The sequence below is a fragment of the Pararhizobium sp. A13 genome, from assembly GCF_040126305.1.
Classification (GTDB): Bacteria; Pseudomonadota; Alphaproteobacteria; order Rhizobiales; family Rhizobiaceae; genus Pararhizobium.
Map to the genome: position 1 here is coordinate 2,959,057 of NZ_CP149510.1, position 17,631 is coordinate 2,976,687.

Annotated in this window: 16 protein-coding genes; 14 read left to right on the plus strand and 2 right to left on the minus strand. The window is 60.4% G+C overall.

Annotated elements, in window-relative coordinates; genetic code table 11:
* Positions 1 to 11: 11 nt before the first annotated feature.
* Positions 12 to 800 carry an exodeoxyribonuclease III gene (gene xth, locus WI754_RS14615; RefSeq protein WP_349434175.1) on the minus strand — a complete coding sequence of 263 codons (789 nt, stop codon included), beginning with the start codon at positions 798 to 800 and terminating at the stop codon, positions 12 to 14.
* Between the two features lie 126 nt (positions 801 to 926).
* Here xth and WI754_RS14620 point away from each other — a divergent pair, with 126 nt between their 5' ends.
* Complete coding sequence (locus WI754_RS14620) at positions 927 to 2,390, plus strand: phospholipase D-like domain-containing protein (protein WP_349434176.1); 1,464 nt, start codon at positions 927 to 929, stop codon at positions 2,388 to 2,390.
* A gap of 16 nt (positions 2,391 to 2,406) precedes the next feature.
* Here the strand turns inward: WI754_RS14620 and WI754_RS14625 are convergent, their stop codons facing one another.
* Positions 2,407 to 2,739, minus strand: coding sequence for an iron-sulfur cluster assembly accessory protein (locus WI754_RS14625; protein WP_349434178.1), 333 nt, complete (start codon positions 2,737 to 2,739; stop codon positions 2,407 to 2,409).
* A gap of 209 nt (positions 2,740 to 2,948) precedes the next feature.
* On the opposite strand from WI754_RS14625, the gene WI754_RS14630 reads away from it, so the two are divergent.
* From WI754_RS14630 to WI754_RS14690, 13 genes are all read left to right on the plus strand, one after another.
* Positions 2,949 to 4,166 (plus strand): deoxyguanosinetriphosphate triphosphohydrolase, encoded by a 1,218-nt coding sequence (locus WI754_RS14630; protein ID WP_349434181.1) that lies wholly within the window; start codon positions 2,949 to 2,951, stop codon positions 4,164 to 4,166.
* Between the two features lie 102 nt (positions 4,167 to 4,268).
* Positions 4,269 to 6,029, plus strand: a complete 1,761-nt coding sequence (gene argS, locus WI754_RS14635) for an arginine--tRNA ligase (RefSeq protein WP_349434182.1) — start codon at positions 4,269 to 4,271, stop codon at positions 6,027 to 6,029.
* A gap of 63 nt (positions 6,030 to 6,092) precedes the next feature.
* Positions 6,093 to 9,104 (plus strand): SPOR domain-containing protein, encoded by a 3,012-nt coding sequence (locus WI754_RS14640; protein WP_349434183.1) that lies wholly within the window; start codon positions 6,093 to 6,095, stop codon positions 9,102 to 9,104.
* Between the two features lie 147 nt (positions 9,105 to 9,251).
* Complete coding sequence (gene nagZ / locus WI754_RS14645; protein ID WP_349434184.1) at positions 9,252 to 10,268, plus strand: beta-N-acetylhexosaminidase; 1,017 nt, start codon at positions 9,252 to 9,254, stop codon at positions 10,266 to 10,268.
* Between the two features lie 80 nt (positions 10,269 to 10,348).
* Entirely contained in the window at positions 10,349 to 11,167 is an 819-nt protein-coding gene (locus tag WI754_RS14650) for a ScpA family protein (protein WP_156141985.1), read from the plus strand.
* 22 nt (positions 11,168 to 11,189) lie between these two features.
* Positions 11,190 to 11,894, plus strand: coding sequence for an SMC-Scp complex subunit ScpB (gene scpB, locus WI754_RS14655; protein WP_349437825.1), 705 nt, complete (start codon positions 11,190 to 11,192; stop codon positions 11,892 to 11,894).
* Between the two features lie 260 nt (positions 11,895 to 12,154).
* Positions 12,155 to 12,358, plus strand: a complete 204-nt coding sequence (locus tag WI754_RS14660) for a twin-arginine translocase TatA/TatE family subunit (protein WP_349434185.1) — start codon at positions 12,155 to 12,157, stop codon at positions 12,356 to 12,358.
* A 72-nt stretch (positions 12,359 to 12,430) separates the two neighbouring features.
* The gene (tatB, locus tag WI754_RS14665) at positions 12,431 to 13,066 is read left to right on the plus strand and encodes a Sec-independent protein translocase protein TatB (RefSeq protein WP_349434186.1); all 636 of its coding nucleotides are present in this window, start codon (positions 12,431 to 12,433) and stop codon (positions 13,064 to 13,066) included.
* Complete coding sequence (gene tatC / locus WI754_RS14670; protein WP_349434187.1) at positions 13,063 to 13,881, plus strand: twin-arginine translocase subunit TatC; 819 nt, start codon at positions 13,063 to 13,065, stop codon at positions 13,879 to 13,881. Before tatB ends, tatC begins: the two co-directional genes overlap by 4 nt.
* A gap of 70 nt (positions 13,882 to 13,951) precedes the next feature.
* The gene (gene serS / locus WI754_RS14675; RefSeq protein WP_349434189.1) at positions 13,952 to 15,235 is read left to right on the plus strand and encodes a serine--tRNA ligase; all 1,284 of its coding nucleotides are present in this window, start codon (positions 13,952 to 13,954) and stop codon (positions 15,233 to 15,235) included.
* A 25-nt stretch (positions 15,236 to 15,260) separates the two neighbouring features.
* Complete coding sequence (surE, locus tag WI754_RS14680; protein WP_349434191.1) at positions 15,261 to 16,028, plus strand: 5'/3'-nucleotidase SurE; 768 nt, start codon at positions 15,261 to 15,263, stop codon at positions 16,026 to 16,028.
* Positions 16,025 to 16,678 carry a protein-L-isoaspartate(D-aspartate) O-methyltransferase gene (locus WI754_RS14685; RefSeq protein WP_349434193.1) on the plus strand — a complete coding sequence of 218 codons (654 nt, stop codon included), beginning with the start codon at positions 16,025 to 16,027 and terminating at the stop codon, positions 16,676 to 16,678. The genes surE and WI754_RS14685 overlap by 4 nt, the downstream gene beginning before the upstream one ends.
* 5 nt (positions 16,679 to 16,683) lie before the next feature.
* Positions 16,684 to 17,415, plus strand: a complete 732-nt coding sequence (locus tag WI754_RS14690; RefSeq protein ID WP_349434195.1) for a class I SAM-dependent methyltransferase — start codon at positions 16,684 to 16,686, stop codon at positions 17,413 to 17,415.
* Positions 17,416 to 17,631 lie beyond the last annotated feature (216 nt).

Sequence of the window (17,631 nt, forward strand, 5' to 3'; positions counted from 1 at the left end):
CCGGGAAACGGTTAAGCTGCGAAGCTGAATTCTGCCGCGACCGGCACATGGTCGGATGGCTTTTCCCAGGCGCGCACGTGTTTTTCGATTCCCGTCGAAACCAGCCTGTCTGTCGCCTCCGGCGATAGCATCAGGTGGTCGATGCGGATGCCGAAATTCTTTTGCCAGCATCCGGCCTGATAGTCCCAGAACGTATAGAGCGGCGCTGCGTCCGTCGTGGCCCGCACTGCATCGGTAAAGCCGAGATTTTCAAGGCGGCGGAAGGCCTGGCGGGTCTGCGGCTGAAACAATGCGTCGTTCTGCCAGACTTTGACGTCCCAGCAGTCATGCGGCTCGGCGATGACATTGTAGTCGCCTGCGAGAATGAGTGGCTCCTCCAGCGCGAGACGACTTTCCGCAAAGGCGCTGAGACGATCCATCCAGGACAATTTATAGGGAAATTTTTCGGTTCCGACCGGATTGCCGTTCGGCAGATAGATCGAGCAGACACGGATGGCGCCGCCGTTGACGGAAAACACCGCCTCGATGAAGCGCGACTGCTCGTCCGCATCGCCGCCGGGCAGCCCGCGGTTGATTTCATCAGGCCGTATTTTCGACAGGATGGCGACGCCGTTGAATCCCTTCTGGCCGTGCGTCTCGACGTGATAGCCAAGCGCTTCGATCTCCAGGCGCGGAAACCCCTCATCCACTGTTTTGATCTCCTGGAGGCAGACGATATCGGGCTGTGATTCTTTCAGCCAAGCCACAAGGACGTCGATTCGGGCCCTGACGCCGTTGATGTTCCAGGTCACGATTTTCATATGGTTGGCATCCTTTTTGTTGACGTGTGCATGGCCCGCCATCCTTTTAGCCGCGCTGGATTTTTTTGACAAATCCGGCGTCGAGCACGAATTGCTTCCTGGCTTTTGCCCGCTATAGTCCGGCGCATGATCGATATACTCATCACCTATTGGCCGCACGTTCTGGCAGTGCTGTCCGTCGTTCTTGGCGTACCGGCGGCCATTCATGCAACAATGACCAAGGAGGAGGTGCGTTCCGCGCTCGGCTGGGTCGGCATCATCCTGCTGTCTCCCATACTCGGCGCCCTGGTCTATGCGATCGCCGGCATCAACCGGATTCGCCGTTCATCGATAGAGCAGCAGAGGTCGCAGTTCCGCGAGCGCGGGCCGGATGCGATGGGTGAGTTCGACGTTTCCAGCGCGGCAGTCTCCGACCGGTTCGGCCAGCGATTCGCCGCGATGAAGATGCTGGGAGACCGGGTCAGCCGGCATCGCCTCTGCACCGGAAACAGCATCACGATCCTTGAGGGCGGGGATACGGCCTATGCCGCGATGCTGCTTGAGATCGGAAATGCCCGCCGCGCCGTTCTGCTCGAGACTTATATTTTTGATCGTGATGACATCGGTTTGCGTTTCGCCGATGCCCTGATCACCGCCGCCAAACGTGGCGTTGAGGTGAGGGTTCTGATCGACGCGGTCGGCGCGCGGTATTCGGTGCCGAGCATTGTCGGGCATCTTGAGGCCGGCGGCGTGACGGTCAGGGTCTTCAACGGTAACATCATCATGGGGCTGCGGCTGCCTTACGCCAACCTGCGCACCCACCGGAAAATCCTGATCGTGGACGGCGCGGTTGCCTTTACCGGCGGCATGAATATCAGGGCCGGGTTCACGTCGGAATTCGCCGGTGACAGGCAGGCGCGCGACACGCATTTCCGCGTTTCCGGCCCCGTCGTTGCCGATCTCTTTCAGGTGGCCGCGGAGGACTGGTATTTCGCCAGCAAGGAATCGCTAGAGGGCGAGGAATGGAGCATGGGGCTGTCGGCGCAGGATCAGCGCAAGCCTTCGGTACTGATGCGCGCCGTGCCCTCCGGACCGGATAGGGCAAATGAATCCAACCACAAGATGATGATGGGCGCGTTTTCCGTTGCCAGGCGCAATATCCGCATCATGTCGCCCTATTTCCTGCCGGATAGGGAATTGATCAGCGCCCTTGTCACGGCGGCGATGCGGGGCGTCGAGGTGGATATCATCGTGCCGGCGGTCAACAATCTGGTGCTTGTTGACCGAGCGATGACGGCGCAATTCGACCAGGCGCTGAAGGGCGGATGCCGCATCTGGCGGTCCACTGGCGTCTTCAACCATTCCAAGCTGATGACGGTCGATGACCGCTGGGTCTATGTCGGCTCGTCGAATCTCGATCCGCGTTCGCTGCGCTTGAATTTCGAGATCGACCTCGAGGTACTCGATGCGGGTTTTGCCGGCGCGGTCGGCCAGCGCATACAGACGGCTCTGAAGCAGGCTCAGTCGGTCACACTGGCTGACCTGAGCGCAAAGCCGTTTTTGACCCGCCTGATCAACAAGATCTTCTGGCTCGGTTCACCCTATCTGTGAGGCTGTACGTTCGGCCTCAAACCGAGAAACTGGTGCCGCATCCGCAGCTTGCGACGGCATTCGGGTTCTTGATCTGAAAGGACTGGCCGAGCAGATTATCGACGAAGTCGATTTCGGAGCCGTTCATATAGACGAGCGACAGGCTGTCGATCAGCACCTTCGCGTCGCCCTTCTCAAGTACGAGGTCGTCGGCATCGGCGTCGCTGACCAAGTCGAACTTGTAGGAAAAGCCCGAGCAGCCGCCACCCTCGACGGACACGCGCATGGCTTTCATTTCGGCATCGGATTTCAGGATGACGCCGATGCGTTTTGCCGCCGAGTCCGAAAGGGTCACAGTTTCTGCTGTCATATCTACCTCCTGCCGGGGTCAAGAACCGGAGAGATTCGCTGTTTGCACCGTTTACGGCATTATATCGCCGGGCGGCGGTGTGGTCCACGTGTGCAGCAAAGCCCTGTTTTCGTTCAAGCTCGAGAGCGACTGCCACTCGGCACTTTCCTGCAGCGTGCTCTATAGGTATGAAGGCTTTAGTACCGCGTCAATGGGATGCAGAGTGGGAAATGACATTGGACAGACATGCGCTTGGTTTCGGCTCCGGTGAACGCGCCATTTTCGCCTCCGATCCGTGGGCGAGCAGGGGGCGGTTGTACCCCGAGACCGGCAGCCCCACACGTTCCGATTTTCAGCGTGACCGTGACCGTATCGTCCACACGACGGCCTTTCGCCGGCTGAAGCACAAGACCCAGGTCTTCATCGCTGCCGATGGTGACCATTATCGTACGCGGCTCACCCACACGATCGAGGTGGCGCAGATCGCCCGTGCCCTGGCGCGTGCGCTGAAACTCGACGAAGACCTCGCGGAAGGTGTCGCGCTGGTCCACGATTTCGGCCACACGCCCTTCGGCCATACCGGCGAGGACGCGCTGCACGAGATGTTGAAGCCCTATGGCGGCTTCGATCACAATGCGCAGTCCCTGCGGATCGTCACCAAGCTTGAACGCCGCTATGCAGAGTTCGACGGGCTCAACCTGACCTGGGAGAGCCTGGAAGGGCTCGTCAAGCACAACGGGCCGCTGATCGGGCAGGACGGCGAGGGCACCCATGGCCCGGTCCCCCAGCCGATCCTCGACTATTGCGCCCTGCACGATCTGGAACTGTCGAGCTTTGCCAGCCTTGAGGCTCAGGTAGCGGCGATCGCCGACGATATCGCCTACAACACCCACGACATCGACGACGGTTTGCGATCCGGCTATCTGACCTTCGAGATGCTCGAGGAAATTCCTTTCCTTGCTGGCCTGATGCGCGAGGTCGGCGGTCGCTATCCCGGGCTGGAGGCCAGCCGCTTCACCCACGAGATCATGCGCCGGCAGATCACCGCCATGGTGGAGGATGTGATCACCGTTGCGCAGCAAGGTCTCAAGGATGTGCGGCCGCAAAGTGTTGCGGATATCCGCAATGCTGGCAGGGTGATCGCCACCTTTTCTGATGCAATGTCCGAGACGGACCAGCAGATCAAGAAGATGCTGATGACGAGGATATATCGTCATCCCGAAGTCATGCGCGTGCGCGCCAATGCCGCTGAGATCGTCACCGATCTCTATCATGCCTTCATGGCCGATCCGCAAGAGATGCAGAAGCACTACTGGATCGACCAGATCGCCGGCATGGCCGAGCCGGCCAAGGCCCGGCACGTCGGCGATTATATCGCCGGCATGACCGATACCTATGCGATTGCCGTACACAGGCGCTTGTTTGACCATACCCCAGAATTGCGGTAGTCACCGCGCGCCGGTTGATGGCGGCGACTGTGCTGCCGTAATGCCACTTGAACGATAACAACGCGGTCTCGCACTCAAAGGCGAGCAGAGCGGATGGATGCCATGAACCTTTTCACAGACTTCGAATCAAGAATTAAAAACGTTCTGGAAACGATTGATATCGTGCGTGAAAAGAGATCTGAGATCGATTTCGGACGTGTCAGCGTGGAATCTCCGCGTGACGTCAGCCACGGCGATGTCGCAACCAACGCCGCCATGGTACTGGCCAAGCCGCTGGGCACCAATCCCCGCGCGCTCGCCGACCAGATCGTCGCGAAACTGAAAGAGGACCCGGAAGTCGCGGACGTCTCGGTGGCCGGTCCCGGGTTCATCAACGTCAAGCTTTCGGTCGCCTATTGGCAGAGCCTGCTGGCGATCATGATCGCCGATGGTACCGGTTTCGGCAAGAGCGCCGTCGGCGCCGGGCGTAAGGTCAATGTCGAATATGTCTCGGCTAACCCGACCGGCCCGATGCATGTCGGTCACTGCCGCGGCGCCGTCGTCGGCGACACGCTCGCAAACCTGCTGGAGTTCGCCGGTTACGAGGTGACCAAGGAATATTACATCAACGATGCCGGCTCGCAGATCGACACGCTTGCCCGGTCCGCCTTCCTGCGTTACCGCGAGGCGCTGGGTGAAAAGATCGGCGATATCCCGGCGGGTCTCTATCCGGGCGATTATCTTGTTCCGGTCGGCCAGGCGCTGGCGGATGAATTCGGCTCCAGCCTCAGGATCATGCCGGAAGACAAGTGGATGCCGCTCGTCAAGGACCGGACGATCGATGCGATGATGGTGATGATCCGTGAGGATCTTGCCGCCCTCAACGTTCATCACGATGTCTTCTTCTCCGAGCGGACACTGCATGCCAACGGCGCCGGTCCGATCCGCAACGCCATCAACGACCTGACCTTCAAAGGCCATGTCTACAAGGGCGCGCTGCCGCCGCCGAAGGGGCAAGTGCCGGAAGACTGGGAAGATCGCGAGCAGACCTTGTTCCGCTCGACCGAGGTCGGTGACGACATCGACCGGCCGCTGATCAAGTCCGACGGCTCCTATACTTACTTCGCCGCCGACGTTGCCTATTTCAAGGACAAGTTCGATCGCGGCTTCAACGAGATGATCTATGTGCTCGGCGCCGATCACGGCGGCTACGTCAAGCGGCTCGAGGCGCTGGCGCGCGCGGTCTCGGGCGGCACCTCGAAGCTGACGGTGCTGCTCTGCCAGCTCGTCAAGCTCTATCGCGACGGCGAGCCGGTCAAGATGTCCAAGCGTTCGGGCGATTTCGTCACGCTTCGGGATGTCGTGGAAGAGGTTGGGCGGGATTCCGTGCGGTTCATGATGATCTATCGCAAGAGTTCCGAACCACTCGACTTCGACTTTGCCAAGGTGACAGAACAGTCGAAGGATAATCCGGTCTTTTACGTGCAGTATGCGCATGCACGCTGCATGTCGGTCTTCCGGCAGGCGGCCGAAGCCTTTCCGGGCACTGATTTCGAAACCCTCGATCTGGCCGGAGCTGTCGCAGGAAATATCACTGATTCGAATGAGCTCCAGCTCGTTGCCAAGCTCGCAGAATATCCGCGTGTCATCGAGGCAGCGGCACTGTCTCAGGAGCCTCACAGGATCGCGTTTTACCTCTACGATCTTGCCAGCGCCTTCCACGGACACTGGAATAAAGGTAAAGAATCTCCGGAATTACGTTTTGTTAACGATAAGAACAGAGAATTGACCATTGCCAGACTTGGGCTGGTGCGTGCCGTTGCCTCCGTTTTGAAGTCGGGCCTGTCCATTACAGGTACCGCTGCCCCGGACGAGATGCGATAGTAACGTCACCATTTCCCCACAAAGCACTGGCAAGAACTGGCTAGTAAGTTGTGAGTGGAGCGCATGGCAGACAAACAATTGGCACGAAGCGGGACTGCGGAATTCGACGCTTTGTCGGATGACGATCCTTTGGCAGAGCTGGCCCGCATTGTCGGCTATGACAATCGGCCCGCAGTTCAGCAGCTGCAGGAGCTCGAAAGACATCGCGAAGCGGTCCGCCTTGAGCCTGTGCTCGATCTGGAGGACGAGCTGCTACGCGAGTTCGACGTCTATGATGCGCCGCAAGGTGGATCGTCGATGCATGCACCTGAGCCGGTCAGTGCCGAGGATCATGTTGCTTTCGCGCCGCTTCCCGAAGAGAGCGATTTCGCTCCAGCCGCATTCGTTGAGCCAGAGTTCGTCGCTTACGAGGCGGAAGAGATTCTTCCGGAGGTTTCGGCTGACGTTACCGCGCTTGCCGTGGAAATCGCGCCGCCCGCTGCAGAAGAGCCCATTCCTGCAGAACCCGCGGCTGAGGTCGTCAGCGTAGACGAAGAACCGGTTGTCGATTTCTGGTCACCCCAGTCTGAGCCGGTTTCGGCGGAAGTCGAAAACGTTTGGTCAGTTGATTCTGACAGCGACCCCGCATTCGACGGTGCAGATCTTGAGCGTGAACTCGAACTGTCCATCGGCTACGACGAGTATGCCGCCGTAGCGCCTACAATTGAAACGGCTTCGGCGCAAACGCAGCATTTCGAGCCTGAGTTGGGTGCTCTTGCCGGCGCCAAGGCAGAAGAGCCAGTCGAGGAAGTCGCCCCTTCGCCTGCATTTGACGAGCCCGTCGCCCTTGATCCCGTTGGGGATGTCCACACCGGCGCCGACCAAGCCTTAGTGGTGCCGGAGCCGACGAGCGAGAAGCAGTACGATCTGCCCGAAAGGCAGCCAGAGCCGGCACCGCCATTGAAGTCGGGTGACATCGTGATTTCCGCGGCGGACGCGCATGGCATTGACGCCTTGCTCACAGATATCGAACGGTTTCCTGTTCCCGCCAAAGCTGCCGTTAAGCTGGCGACCTCGGCGGATGCCGCGCGAAAAATCAATTATCCCTTCACGCCGACATTCAGCCGGGCTACGCCGGTCGCCTCGAACGGCGGAGTCCTGTCGCAGAAGGCCTTTGCGACCCCGCTTCCGGCGGCGTCTGTGCCGGTGGCAGCAGCTGTCACCGAAACCGCGTATCAGCCAGCCGAAACGCCCGTCGAGCCGGCGGTGACCGAAGCAGCTCCGGCTCTGAAGGCGCCTGTCGATCAGGAACCGGATTTCGATCTCGACTCGTTCGAACTCGATCTTTCCGGTATCGATCTCGATATCGACCCCTCGGAATTCGAGATTGCGGCTCGGGAGGCCGCGTTCGCTCCGGCTGCTGCGATTGCAGAGGAGCCCGTCAGCATTGCTGCAGCCCCAGTGGCACCCGTCGACGAAGTCCCGCAAGACGACGAGCCTGCGCGCGAAGAGCCCGAAAGCATTCTTCCCTTCGATCCCTCGATGATTGCCGAGACGGAAGAAAACCTGACGGCGATCGCCGATCTGAACGTGCCACAATTGCCGGCAGTCGAGCAGGAGCGTCCGGTCGTCCATCAGCCGGATTACGACCTCGATATCGACGCTGAAATGGCGCAGTTGTTCGGAACGCCGAGCCGCGGTGGCGCTGGCGCGAACAGAGGCGCTGACGACGAGCTCGGTTTCGGTTCCGTGCCGCATTCGATTCCACAGACCCGGACTGCCGCCGCTGGCGCGCCTGTCGAGGATGATTTCGACGAGTTCGAAAAAGCTATGGAAGAGGATTTCCGGCTGTCGCTGAGCCAGCGGCAGGAAGCCGACCCATCCTCGGATCGCCTGGCTGTCGGCTCCGGCTACACGGCCAATAGCGACTTTGACGAAGAGGGCAGCGGTTCCGGCAAGCGTCGGTTGATCCTGCTTGCCGCGGCAGTTACCGGTCTGGCGATCTTCGGAGGCGTCGGCGTCTACGCGTTCATCGGTGGCAACGGTTCCGTGCTGTCCGGCGGAGAGCCGAAAATCATTCTGGCGGACAAATCGCCTGTGAAGATCGTGCCGGTCGAAAAGGGCGGCAAGACCGTCCCCAATCAGGACAAGGCCGTCTATGATCGTGTTGCCGGTGCGCAGGACAGTACGCCGGAGCAGGGCACGCTGGTTTCCTCGACCGAGGAGCCGGTCGATGTGGTTCAGCGGACGCTGACGCCGGAGAACCTGCCGCTCGAAGGTGCCGGCGAAGAGCTTCCGGGCGTAGCGCCGGTAGACGAGGACGGCAGCGAACGCCTGCTGCCGGATGGCCAAACGGCCGAGAACGCCGCTGCCGAAGACAGCTCGCCTGCCGTATCGCCGCGCAAGGTTCGCACGATGATCGTCAAGCCGGATGGTACGCTGGTTGCTCGCGAAGAGCCGGTTACCCAGCCTGAATCGGAGATCGCTGCGAACGAAACGCCCGCAAGCCAGGGCGACCCGCAGATCAAGATGGTCAAGACGACCGCGGTGACACCGCAGGTGGAGACGGGTTCTACGCCGAAGTCCCTGCCAGCTGCCGATCAAGCTGCCGCCGATCAAGCTGCTGCACCGGAGCAGAAGAGTGCGCTTGCAGAAGCCGCCGACACGACCGTTGAGGAAACGGCGCCGGTCCGCTCCGTCAAGACGACGGCGGTTGCTAACACCAATCCGGTTCCGCAGACGCGTCCGGTCGAAGAGCAGGCGAAGGTCGTTGACACCTTCAAGGCCGAGCCGACCCAGCAGGCTCAGCCGGCAGTCGAAGCCAAGCCGGTTGAAACGGCCTCCGTCGCACCCGGAACCTATGTGATCCAGATCGCGTCGCTGCCGTCGGAAGCCGAAGCGCAGAAGTCCTACAAGACGCTTTCCGGCAAGTTCGGCAGCGTCATCGGCGGCAAGGGCGTCGATATCAAGAAGGCCGAGATCGCCGGCAAGGGGACCTATTTCCGGGTGCGCATTCCCGCCGGGTCCAAGCAAGAGGCGAATGCCCTGTGCGCGCGCTACAAGAGCGCTGGCGGCAGTTGCCTTGTGACGAAATAATCCGGCCAACAGCGAGAACACCAAAAAAGGCGCGGCGAAACGGCCGCGCCTTTTTCGTCTTCAAGCGGATTTGTTTGCTGTGAATGACGGGATTTAAAGGAAGAATCGATATTCGCCTTTGCCGGCCGCAGCCACTATCATCGCCCCATGACCGAATCAAAAGCATTCATTTCAGGCTGCAAGGGCCTGACGATCACGCCCGAGGAAAAAGCCTTCTTTGCAGGCGAGCGCCCGTGGGGCTTCATCCTTTTCGGACGCAATATCGGCGAGCCCGAGCAGATTTCTGATCTCACCGCGTCGTTGCGCGACAGCATTGGCAATCCCGACGCACCGGTACTGATCGACCAGGAAGGTGGCCGCGTCCAGCGCATCCGTCCGCCGATCGTTCCGCAATATCCGAACGGTGCCGCGATCGGTGAGATTTACCGTCGCGACCGCCAGAAGGGCCTTCGCGCCGCGTGGCTGATGTCGCGGCTGCATGCCTTCGACCTGATGCGCTTTGGCATCACGGTCGATTGCCTGCCGGTGCTGGACGTGCCGATCGAAGGCAGCAACGACGTGATCGGCAACCGCGCCTACGACTATGATCCGCAGGCCGTGGCCGAAATTGGCGCGGCAGCGGCGGCGGGCCTTAAGGCAGGCGGCATGCTGCCGGTGATGAAGCATATGCCGGGGCATGGCCGGGCTTTCGTCGATTCCCACCACAAGCTGCCGGTCGTTGATGTGGCGTTCGACGAACTGGCCAAAAGCGATTTCCTGCCCTTCACCGCCATGAAGAACGAACTGATGGCGATGTCGGCGCATATCGTTTTCACGGCGATCGATCCGGAGAATCCCGCGACGACCTCCGCCAAAGTGGTGCACGATGTCATCCGCGGCCATATCGGCTTCGATGGACTGTTGATGTCGGACGACGTTTCGATGAATGCGCTCGCAGGCGATATTGACGCGCGGGCGCGTGGCATTGTGGCCGCTGGCCTCGATCTGGTGTTGCATTGCCACGGCATTATGGATGAAATGCTGCAGGTGGCGCGTGTCGTGCCGGTAATCTCCGGTGAGACGCTCAGGCGCGCGAAGGCGGTGGAAGCCGGGTTCGCAAAGCCGGACGCATCGGATGAAACCGCGTTGCGGGATGAGTTCAACGGCATGCTGGCCATCGCGTAAGGGAAACAACGGCAACAAGAGGCAGGACAATCGTGAGCAACGCCGGCGACATGCAGAGGAAACCGGCGGCCAAGACCCCCATGGACCCGCTGTGGCAGGACGATGCATCGGATCGTGGCCTGCACGAGGAAGAGCTCGTCGTCGATATCGCCGGCTTCGAAGGCCCGCTCGACCTTCTGCTGCATCTGGCGCGCAACCAGCGTGTCGATCTATCCCGCATTTCGGTGCTGGCGCTTGCCGAGCAATATATCGCTTTCATCGAGCGCGCCCGTAGCATCCGGCTTGAACTCGCCGCCGACTATCTTGTCATGGCAGCTTGGCTTGCCTTCCTCAAATCGCGCCTGCTCATTCCGCAGCAGACGAAGGACGAGGGGCCATCGGGCGAGGAGATGGCCACGGCTCTGGCTTTCCGCCTCAAACGCCTGGAAGCGATGCGCGAAGCGGCGACCCGCCTGATCAACCGCAACAGGCTTGGGCGCGACGTGTTCGCACGTGGCGCGCCGGAACATATTCCCGTCGAAAAGAAATCCGCCTTCGAGGCATCGCTCTATGATCTGCTGAGTGCCTACGCGTCGCTGCGCCAGCGTGAGGCGGTGATGCAGGTAACAATCGAGAAGCGGCAGGTCTGGTCGCTCGCCGATGCCCGCCTTGTCCTCGCCCGGCTGATCGGGGATATGGTCGACTGGACGGCACTCGACCACTTTCTGCTGCGTTACATGACGAGCCCGAAGGAGAGGGCGACGGCTATTGCCAGTTCCTTTGCTGCATCGCTCGAAATGGTGCGGGAAGGCCGGCTTGAAATTCGTCAGGATGGCGCGTTCTCGCCGATCTACTTGCGCCAGGGGCCGAACAAGCTGACGGCCGAGGCGCTGGCCGACATGGAGGCGGGGCGTGATTGAACCGCAAAGGCAGCTACCGGGCGTGATCGAAGAGCAGGACGAAACGACCAGCACGGAAATCCTGCTTGATCCGCGCATCGAACTGGAAGCGGAACGCATCGCCGAAGCGCTTGTCTTTGCGTCCGCCCAGCCGGTGTCGGAGAGCTACATCGCGCAGCGCCTGCCGCGGGGCGCAAATGTGCCGCGCATCATGATGCGGTTGAAGTCCATCTATGCCGAGCGCGGCGTCAATCTCGTACAGGTGGCCGATCACTGGGCGTTCCGTACGGCAGCCGACCTCTCTTTCGTCGTCCAGACAGATGAAAACGAGGTGCGAAAACTGTCACGGGCGGCACTCGAAGTGCTGGCGATCATCGCCTACCACCAACCGGTGACCCGGGCAGAGATCGAGGATATCCGCGGCGTGCAGACGTCGAAGGGGACGTTGGACGTGCTGATGGAAGCGGGCTGGATCCGGTTCCGTGGCCGCCGCCGCACCCCTGGCCGTCCCGTGACCTTCGGCACAACCCGGGATTTTCTCGACCATTTCGGCCTTGAGGAACTGCGCGACCTGCCCGGTCTCGAAGAATTGAAGGGCGCGGGCCTTCTCTCCGGCCGCATCCCCTCGGGCTTCCAGATTCCGGTTCCGCTTGGCGATGATGGACTTGGCGAAGACGAGGATCCAATCACGCAGCTTGATCTTGAAGAGCTCGGCCTCTTGGCGCCGAGCGGCGGGGACGGGGAATAAAAGCCCGCGTCTTGAAGCCGTGTTCCCCTTGCCCGTCAGCCTTCTGCCCTTGTGCGCAATGGTCGCGTCCGGCCCTCGGTTCCACCGGCGGCTGCGCTCGATTGATCTGATAATCTGATGGACGGGCGTATCTCTGCCGAACTCTTGGTGTAAGCATTGCGTGACGTGCTGCTTTCCGTTAACGAGCGAGATACATTGCAGTTTGAAAAAGATGGTCGAGCATCTTAAATCGGGGTTACAGGTTTCAAGGGAGTAAGGACATGGGTTCCTTTAGTATCTGGCATTGGCTGATCGTTCTGGTCGTTGTTCTGCTGTTGTTCGGTCGCGGCAAGATCCCGGAACTGATGGGCGACGTTGCCAAGGGCATCAAGAGCTTCAAGAAGGGCATGACCGAGGATGAGACGGCCGCCGACAAGGGCGTCGATGCCAAGACGGTCGAACATAAATCCGACGAAGTCCGCTGATCATGCATTCGGTTCGGGGTCTGACCGTGAGGGCAGGCCTTGCCGCCTTTCGGTGTTGTGGAGTCCTTGAGAATGCTTGATGTCGGCTGGACCGAGCTCGTCGTTATCGCCATCGTTCTGATCATCGTGGTGGGCCCGAAGGACCTGCCGCCGATGCTGCGCACGTTCGGCAAGATGATGACGAAGATGCGCGGCATGGCGAGTGATTTCCGCCAGCAGTTCGATGAAGCGCTGAAGGAGGCCGATCTCGACGATGTTCGCAAGACGCTGAGCGACGCACAGAAGCTCAACCCGGCACATAGCCTGCGCGAGGCGATGAATCCGCTTCGCCAGATGGGCAACGACATCAAGGCCGATCTGCAGAAGGCGACGACCGTCGAGACGAAGCCGGTGGAACCGGCTGTGGCGCCCGCCGAAGTTCCGGCGGAAGCAGTCATTCCGCAGGAGCAGCCGAAAGCCGAGCCTGTCGCCGCTGCTGGAGGCGCCTCGACGGCCAAGCAGATGGATCGGGCTGCCGCCATCGCTGCTCCCGTTGAAGAACCAAGGGCGAAACGTGCTTCCAAGCCGAAGGCGGCTGCAGTCGGAGCCGCTGTCGCGGCTCCCGCGAAGACGACTGCGAAGAAGGTTAAGGGCGACGTTGCTACGGCCGTGAAGCCGGAATCTGCCACGGCTGCGCCGAAGAAGACCAAGAAAAAAGGTGACGCATGAGCGGCGATATCGAAGACAAGCCCCAGCCGCTGATGGAGCATCTGATCGAGCTGCGCTCGCGGCTTATCTGGGCGGTCGGCGCTTTTTTCGCGGCTTTCCTTGTCTGCTTCTATTTCGCCAAGGGCCTGTTCGATGTCCTCGTTCAGCCGTTCAAATGGGCGGTTGAGTGGGCCGGGCTCGATCATCGCAGCGTGGAGCTGATCTACACGGCGCCGCAGGAATTTTTCTTCACGCAGATCAAGGTCGCGATGTTCAGCGCCCTGGTGATCTCCTTTCCCGTCATCGCCTCGCAGGTCTACAAGTTCGTCGCTCCCGGCCTTTACAAGAACGAGCGGGCGGCCTTCCTGCCGTTTTTGATCGCGTCGCCAATCCTGTTTCTGATGGGGGGTGCGCTCGTCTATTTCTTCTTCACGCCGATGGTCATGTGGTTCTTCCTGGCGATGGAGCAGCATGGCGGCGAGGGGCAGGTATCGATCCAGCTTCTGCCCAAGGTTTCGGAATATCTGAGCCTGATCATGTCGTTGATTTTCGCCTTCGGTCTGGTGTTCCAGCTGCCGGTCATTACGACGCTCTTGGCGCGTGTCGGTTTCGTCACCTCGCAGGGGCTGAAGGACAAGCGCAAATACGCGATCGTCATCGCCTTCATTGCGGCGGCAATTCTGACCCCGCCGGATCCGGTTTCCCAGATCGGCCTTGCTCTCCCGGCCATCCTTCTCTACGAGATTTCGATCTATACGGCCCGACTCGTCGAGCGGCAACGGACACGCGACGCGCAAGCGCGCGAGGATGCCGAGGCGAAGGAAAACGCCGGCTGACACGGGCTTCGTGTCAGCGCACGGTGTTCGGGTCCCACTTTCGACACGACCGATCAGGACCCGAACGAACATGCTTGATATCAAATGGATTAGGGACAATGCCGAAGCCCTGGACGCGGCGCTTGAAAAGCGTGGTGCCGAGCCCCTGTCGGCCGCGCTGATCTCACTCGATGAAAAGCGCCGCTCCCTCGTTCAGTCGCTGCAGGACATGCAGTCGCGCCGCAACGCCGCCTCCAAGGAAATCGGCGCGGCAATGGCGCAGAAGAACAACGAACTTGCCGAAAAACTGAAGGCCGAAGTTGCCGAACTGAAGACCACCATGCCGGCGCTCGAAGAAGATAGCCGTCAGACGGATTCCGATCTTGCCGACGCCCTGTCGCGCATTCCCAATATTCCGCTGGATGATGTGCCGGTCGGCGGCGACGAAAGTGGTAACGTCGTCAAGCACAGCCATGGCCAGAAGCCCGGCTGGAACCACAAGCCGAAGGAACATTTCGAAATCGGCGAAGCGCTCGGCTGGCTCGATTTTGAAGGTGCGGCCAAGATTGCCGGCTCTCGCTTCACCATCGTCAAAGGCCAACTGGCGCGGCTCGAGCGGGCGCTCGGCCAGTTCATGCTCGACCTGCATACGAGTGAGCATGATTATCTGGAAGTCCAGCCGCCGCTAATGACGCGTGACGACGCCATGTACGGTACTGGCCAGCTTCCGAAATTCGCTGAGGACCTTTTCAAGACCACCGACGGCCGCTGGCTGATTCCGACTGCCGAGGTGCCGCTCACCAATATGGTGCGCGAGCAGATCCTCGAAGCTGACACGCTTCCGCTGCGCTTCACGGCGCTGACGCCCTGCTTCCGCTCGGAAGCGGGTTCGGCCGGCCGCGATACGCGCGGCATGCTGCGCCAGCACCAGTTCAACAAGGTGGAGCTCGTGTCGATCACCGATGCGGATAGCTCGATCGACGAACACGAGCGCATGACCGCCTGCGCTGAAGAGGTGCTGAAGCGTCTGGGGCTGCACTACCGCGTCATGACGCTCTGCACCGGTGACATGGGCTTTGGCGCACGCAAGACCTACGACCTTGAAGTCTGGCTGCCTGGGCAGGACACGTATCGCGAAATCTCGTCCTGCTCGGTCTGTGGCGATTTCCAGGGCCGGCGCATGAATGCGCGTTACCGGACGAAGGACGACAAGACGCTGAAATTCGTCCATACGCTGAACGGCTCGGGCACGGCCGTCGGGCGTGCACTCATCGCCGTCATCGAAAACTATCTGAATGAAGACGGATCGGTAACCATCCCGAACGTATTGTTGCCCTATATGGGCGGCCTCACCAAGATTGAAAAGGCCGGTTGAGCCGCGTCCTGCGGCAGGGGTAGATATGCGAATTCTGCTGACAAACGACGATGGCATTCACGCCGAGGGTCTCGCCGTTCTCGAACGAATTGCCCGGACGATTTCGGATGATGTCTGGATCGTTGCGCCTGAAACCGATCAGAGCGGACTTGCCCATTCGCTGACGCTGTCGGAGCCTCTGCGTCTGCGGCAGGTGTCCGAAAGGCACTTTGCCCTGCGCGGCACGCCGACCGATTGCGTCATCATGGCGGTGCGCAAGGTACTGGACGTCAAGCCGGACCTCGTCCTCTCAGGCGTCAACGTCGGCGCCAATATGGCGGATGACGTCACCTATTCCGGTACGATTGCCGGCGCTATCGAAGGCACGCTGCAAGGCATTCGTTCCTTTGCCCTCAGCCAGGCCTATCGTCATGCAGACGGCGGTGCTCCCTGGGATGTGGTCGAAACGCATGCGCCTGATCTTTTGCGCAAGCTGATGCGGCTCGACCTGCCGGACGGGACATTCCTCAATCTCAATTTCCCGAACTGCGCGGCAAGCGCCGTTGCCGGTACAGAGGTCACCTCGCAGGGCAAGCTCGATTTCGGCCTCACCATCGACGAACGCTCCGACGGCCGCGGTCACCCCTATTTCTGGCTTCGGTTCGGCGAGCGTTTCGGCGATTTTCGCGCGGGCACGGACATTCACGCCGTCCGCGAACACAAGATTTCGGTGACGCCGCTAAAGCTCGACTTGACGGATTATGCCGTGCAGGACCGTGTTGCACGTGCATTGCTCGACGGAGACGCCGATTGAGCCCGCGCGTCGTCGAGCAGGAGGGCTTTGCTGCTTTGGTGCTGCGCCTGCGTGCGGAGGGGATTTCCAACAAGGAATTGCTCAACGCCGTCGAGCAGACGCCGCGCACGCTGTTTACGCCGCCGCAATTTCAGGACAATGCCTATTCTTCGCGGCTCGTGCCGCTCGACTGCGGTTCCTTCATGGAAGGCTTCGACTATGCAGTCCGGCTCCTTCACCAGCTCAACCTCAAGCCTGGGCAGCGCATTCTGGAAGTTGGCACGGGCAGCGGCTTCACCGCCGGCGTGATGGGCCGGATTGCGGAGCGGGTATTGACTATCGATCGTTACAAGACGCTCGTGACCGGCGCCCAGAAAAACCTGGAAAAGGCAGGTATCCGCAATGTCATCGTTCGCCAGGGGGATGGCAGCACAGGGCCTGCCGGAGAAGGCACCTTCGATCGCATTCTGGTCACCGCTGCGTTCTCCAGCCTGCCGCGCGTCTTTTCCGATCACCTCGTTTCCGGTGGCGTTCTCATTGTACCGATCATGATGAGCGAAACCGAATGCCGGATCGTCCGCTTGACCCGCACCGGCAGCCGATTCGACCGCGAGGATCTGTTTGAGGCGCCTTACCTTCCGATCGTTCCGCAACTTGCGTCTTTCCTCTAAGCCGGATGCCGGACGCGATTTATAGCGACCGCACGCTTGCAGCGCTTTACGACAGTCTTAACCCTGCAGGACAGGATACCGACTTTTACTGTCAGCTCCCGCAACAGCCTTGCCGCATCCTTGATCTCGGTTGCGGCACCGGGCTTCTCACAGTGATGCTGGCTGCTCTCGGGCATCAGTTGACCGGCGTGGATCCCGCGGCGGCCATGCTGGATATCGCACGTCGACGTATGGGCGGCGAGAGAGTGCGTTGGATCGATGGCGACATCCATGCCCTTGGAACTGAGGAACGCTTCGATCTGGTGCTGATGACGGGCCATGTTTTCCAGGTGTTTCTGGATGACGACCAAGTTCTGGCGGTCTTCTCTTCCGTGCGGAGGCATCTTGAAGACGGCGGCCGCCTCGTGTTCGAAAGCCGCAACCCGCTTGCACGCGCCTGGGAAGGCTGGACGCCGGAACAATCCTTGAGAACGATCGAGCATCCGGAGTTGGGCGCTGTCGAAACCTGGCATGAGGTCTTCGATGTGCGGGCCGGGCAGGTGAGCTTTCGAACCCATACCCGCATCGATGTGCAGCGTCAGACCCATATCTCGCAGAGCACACTGGCGTTTCGCGACCAGGCCGAGATCGAAGGCCTTCTGCGGAGGACGGGCTTTAATGATGTATCGTGGCTCGGCGGATGGGACGGCCGGCCGTTCAGCTCGGAAAACCGCGAAATCATCGCTATCGCGCGCTGATTCCATCTTTTTGTTGTTGCGTTGCAGCATCCCTGAAAGTGCACTCTCCCGACCCACACCGATTATTGCTGCAAAATCAGCTTGTTAATTTTTCGTTAACGATGGTCAGTCTCGCACAAGTTTCGGAGCCTAACCGAAAACTGCGCACAAAAAGTCATACCTTTGAGCTGACCCCGGACTTGCTGCGTGTTTGTCAGTTCCATTTCAGGCGTCACA

Bases quoted from the DNA above. Each gene is read 5' to 3' on its own strand.
- serS (WP_349434189.1), top strand. From the start codon at position 13,952: ATGCTTGATATCAAATGGATTAGGGACAATGCCGAAGCCCTGGACGCG.
- surE (WP_349434191.1), top strand. From the start codon at position 15,261: ATGCGAATTCTGCTGACAAACGACGATGGCATTCACGCCGAGGGTCTC.
- WI754_RS14650 (WP_156141985.1), top strand. From the start codon at position 10,349: ATGGACCCGCTGTGGCAGGACGATGCATCGGATCGTGGCCTGCACGAG.
- argS (WP_349434182.1), top strand. From the start codon at position 4,269: ATGAACCTTTTCACAGACTTCGAATCAAGAATTAAAAACGTTCTGGAA.
- WI754_RS14690 (WP_349434195.1), top strand. From the start codon at position 16,684: ATGCCGGACGCGATTTATAGCGACCGCACGCTTGCAGCGCTTTACGAC.
- nagZ (WP_349434184.1), top strand. From the start codon at position 9,252: ATGACCGAATCAAAAGCATTCATTTCAGGCTGCAAGGGCCTGACGATC.
- WI754_RS14660 (WP_349434185.1), top strand. From the start codon at position 12,155: ATGGGTTCCTTTAGTATCTGGCATTGGCTGATCGTTCTGGTCGTTGTT.
- tatC (WP_349434187.1), top strand. From the start codon at position 13,063: ATGAGCGGCGATATCGAAGACAAGCCCCAGCCGCTGATGGAGCATCTG.
- tatB (WP_349434186.1), top strand. From the start codon at position 12,431: ATGCTTGATGTCGGCTGGACCGAGCTCGTCGTTATCGCCATCGTTCTG.
- WI754_RS14620 (WP_349434176.1), top strand. From the start codon at position 927: ATGATCGATATACTCATCACCTATTGGCCGCACGTTCTGGCAGTGCTG.
- xth (WP_349434175.1), bottom strand. From the start codon at position 800: ATGAAAATCGTGACCTGGAACATCAACGGCGTCAGGGCCCGAATCGAC.
- WI754_RS14625 (WP_349434178.1), bottom strand. From the start codon at position 2,739: ATGACAGCAGAAACTGTGACCCTTTCGGACTCGGCGGCAAAACGCATC.
- WI754_RS14640 (WP_349434183.1), top strand. From the start codon at position 6,093: ATGGCAGACAAACAATTGGCACGAAGCGGGACTGCGGAATTCGACGCT.
- WI754_RS14630 (WP_349434181.1), top strand. From the start codon at position 2,949: ATGACATTGGACAGACATGCGCTTGGTTTCGGCTCCGGTGAACGCGCC.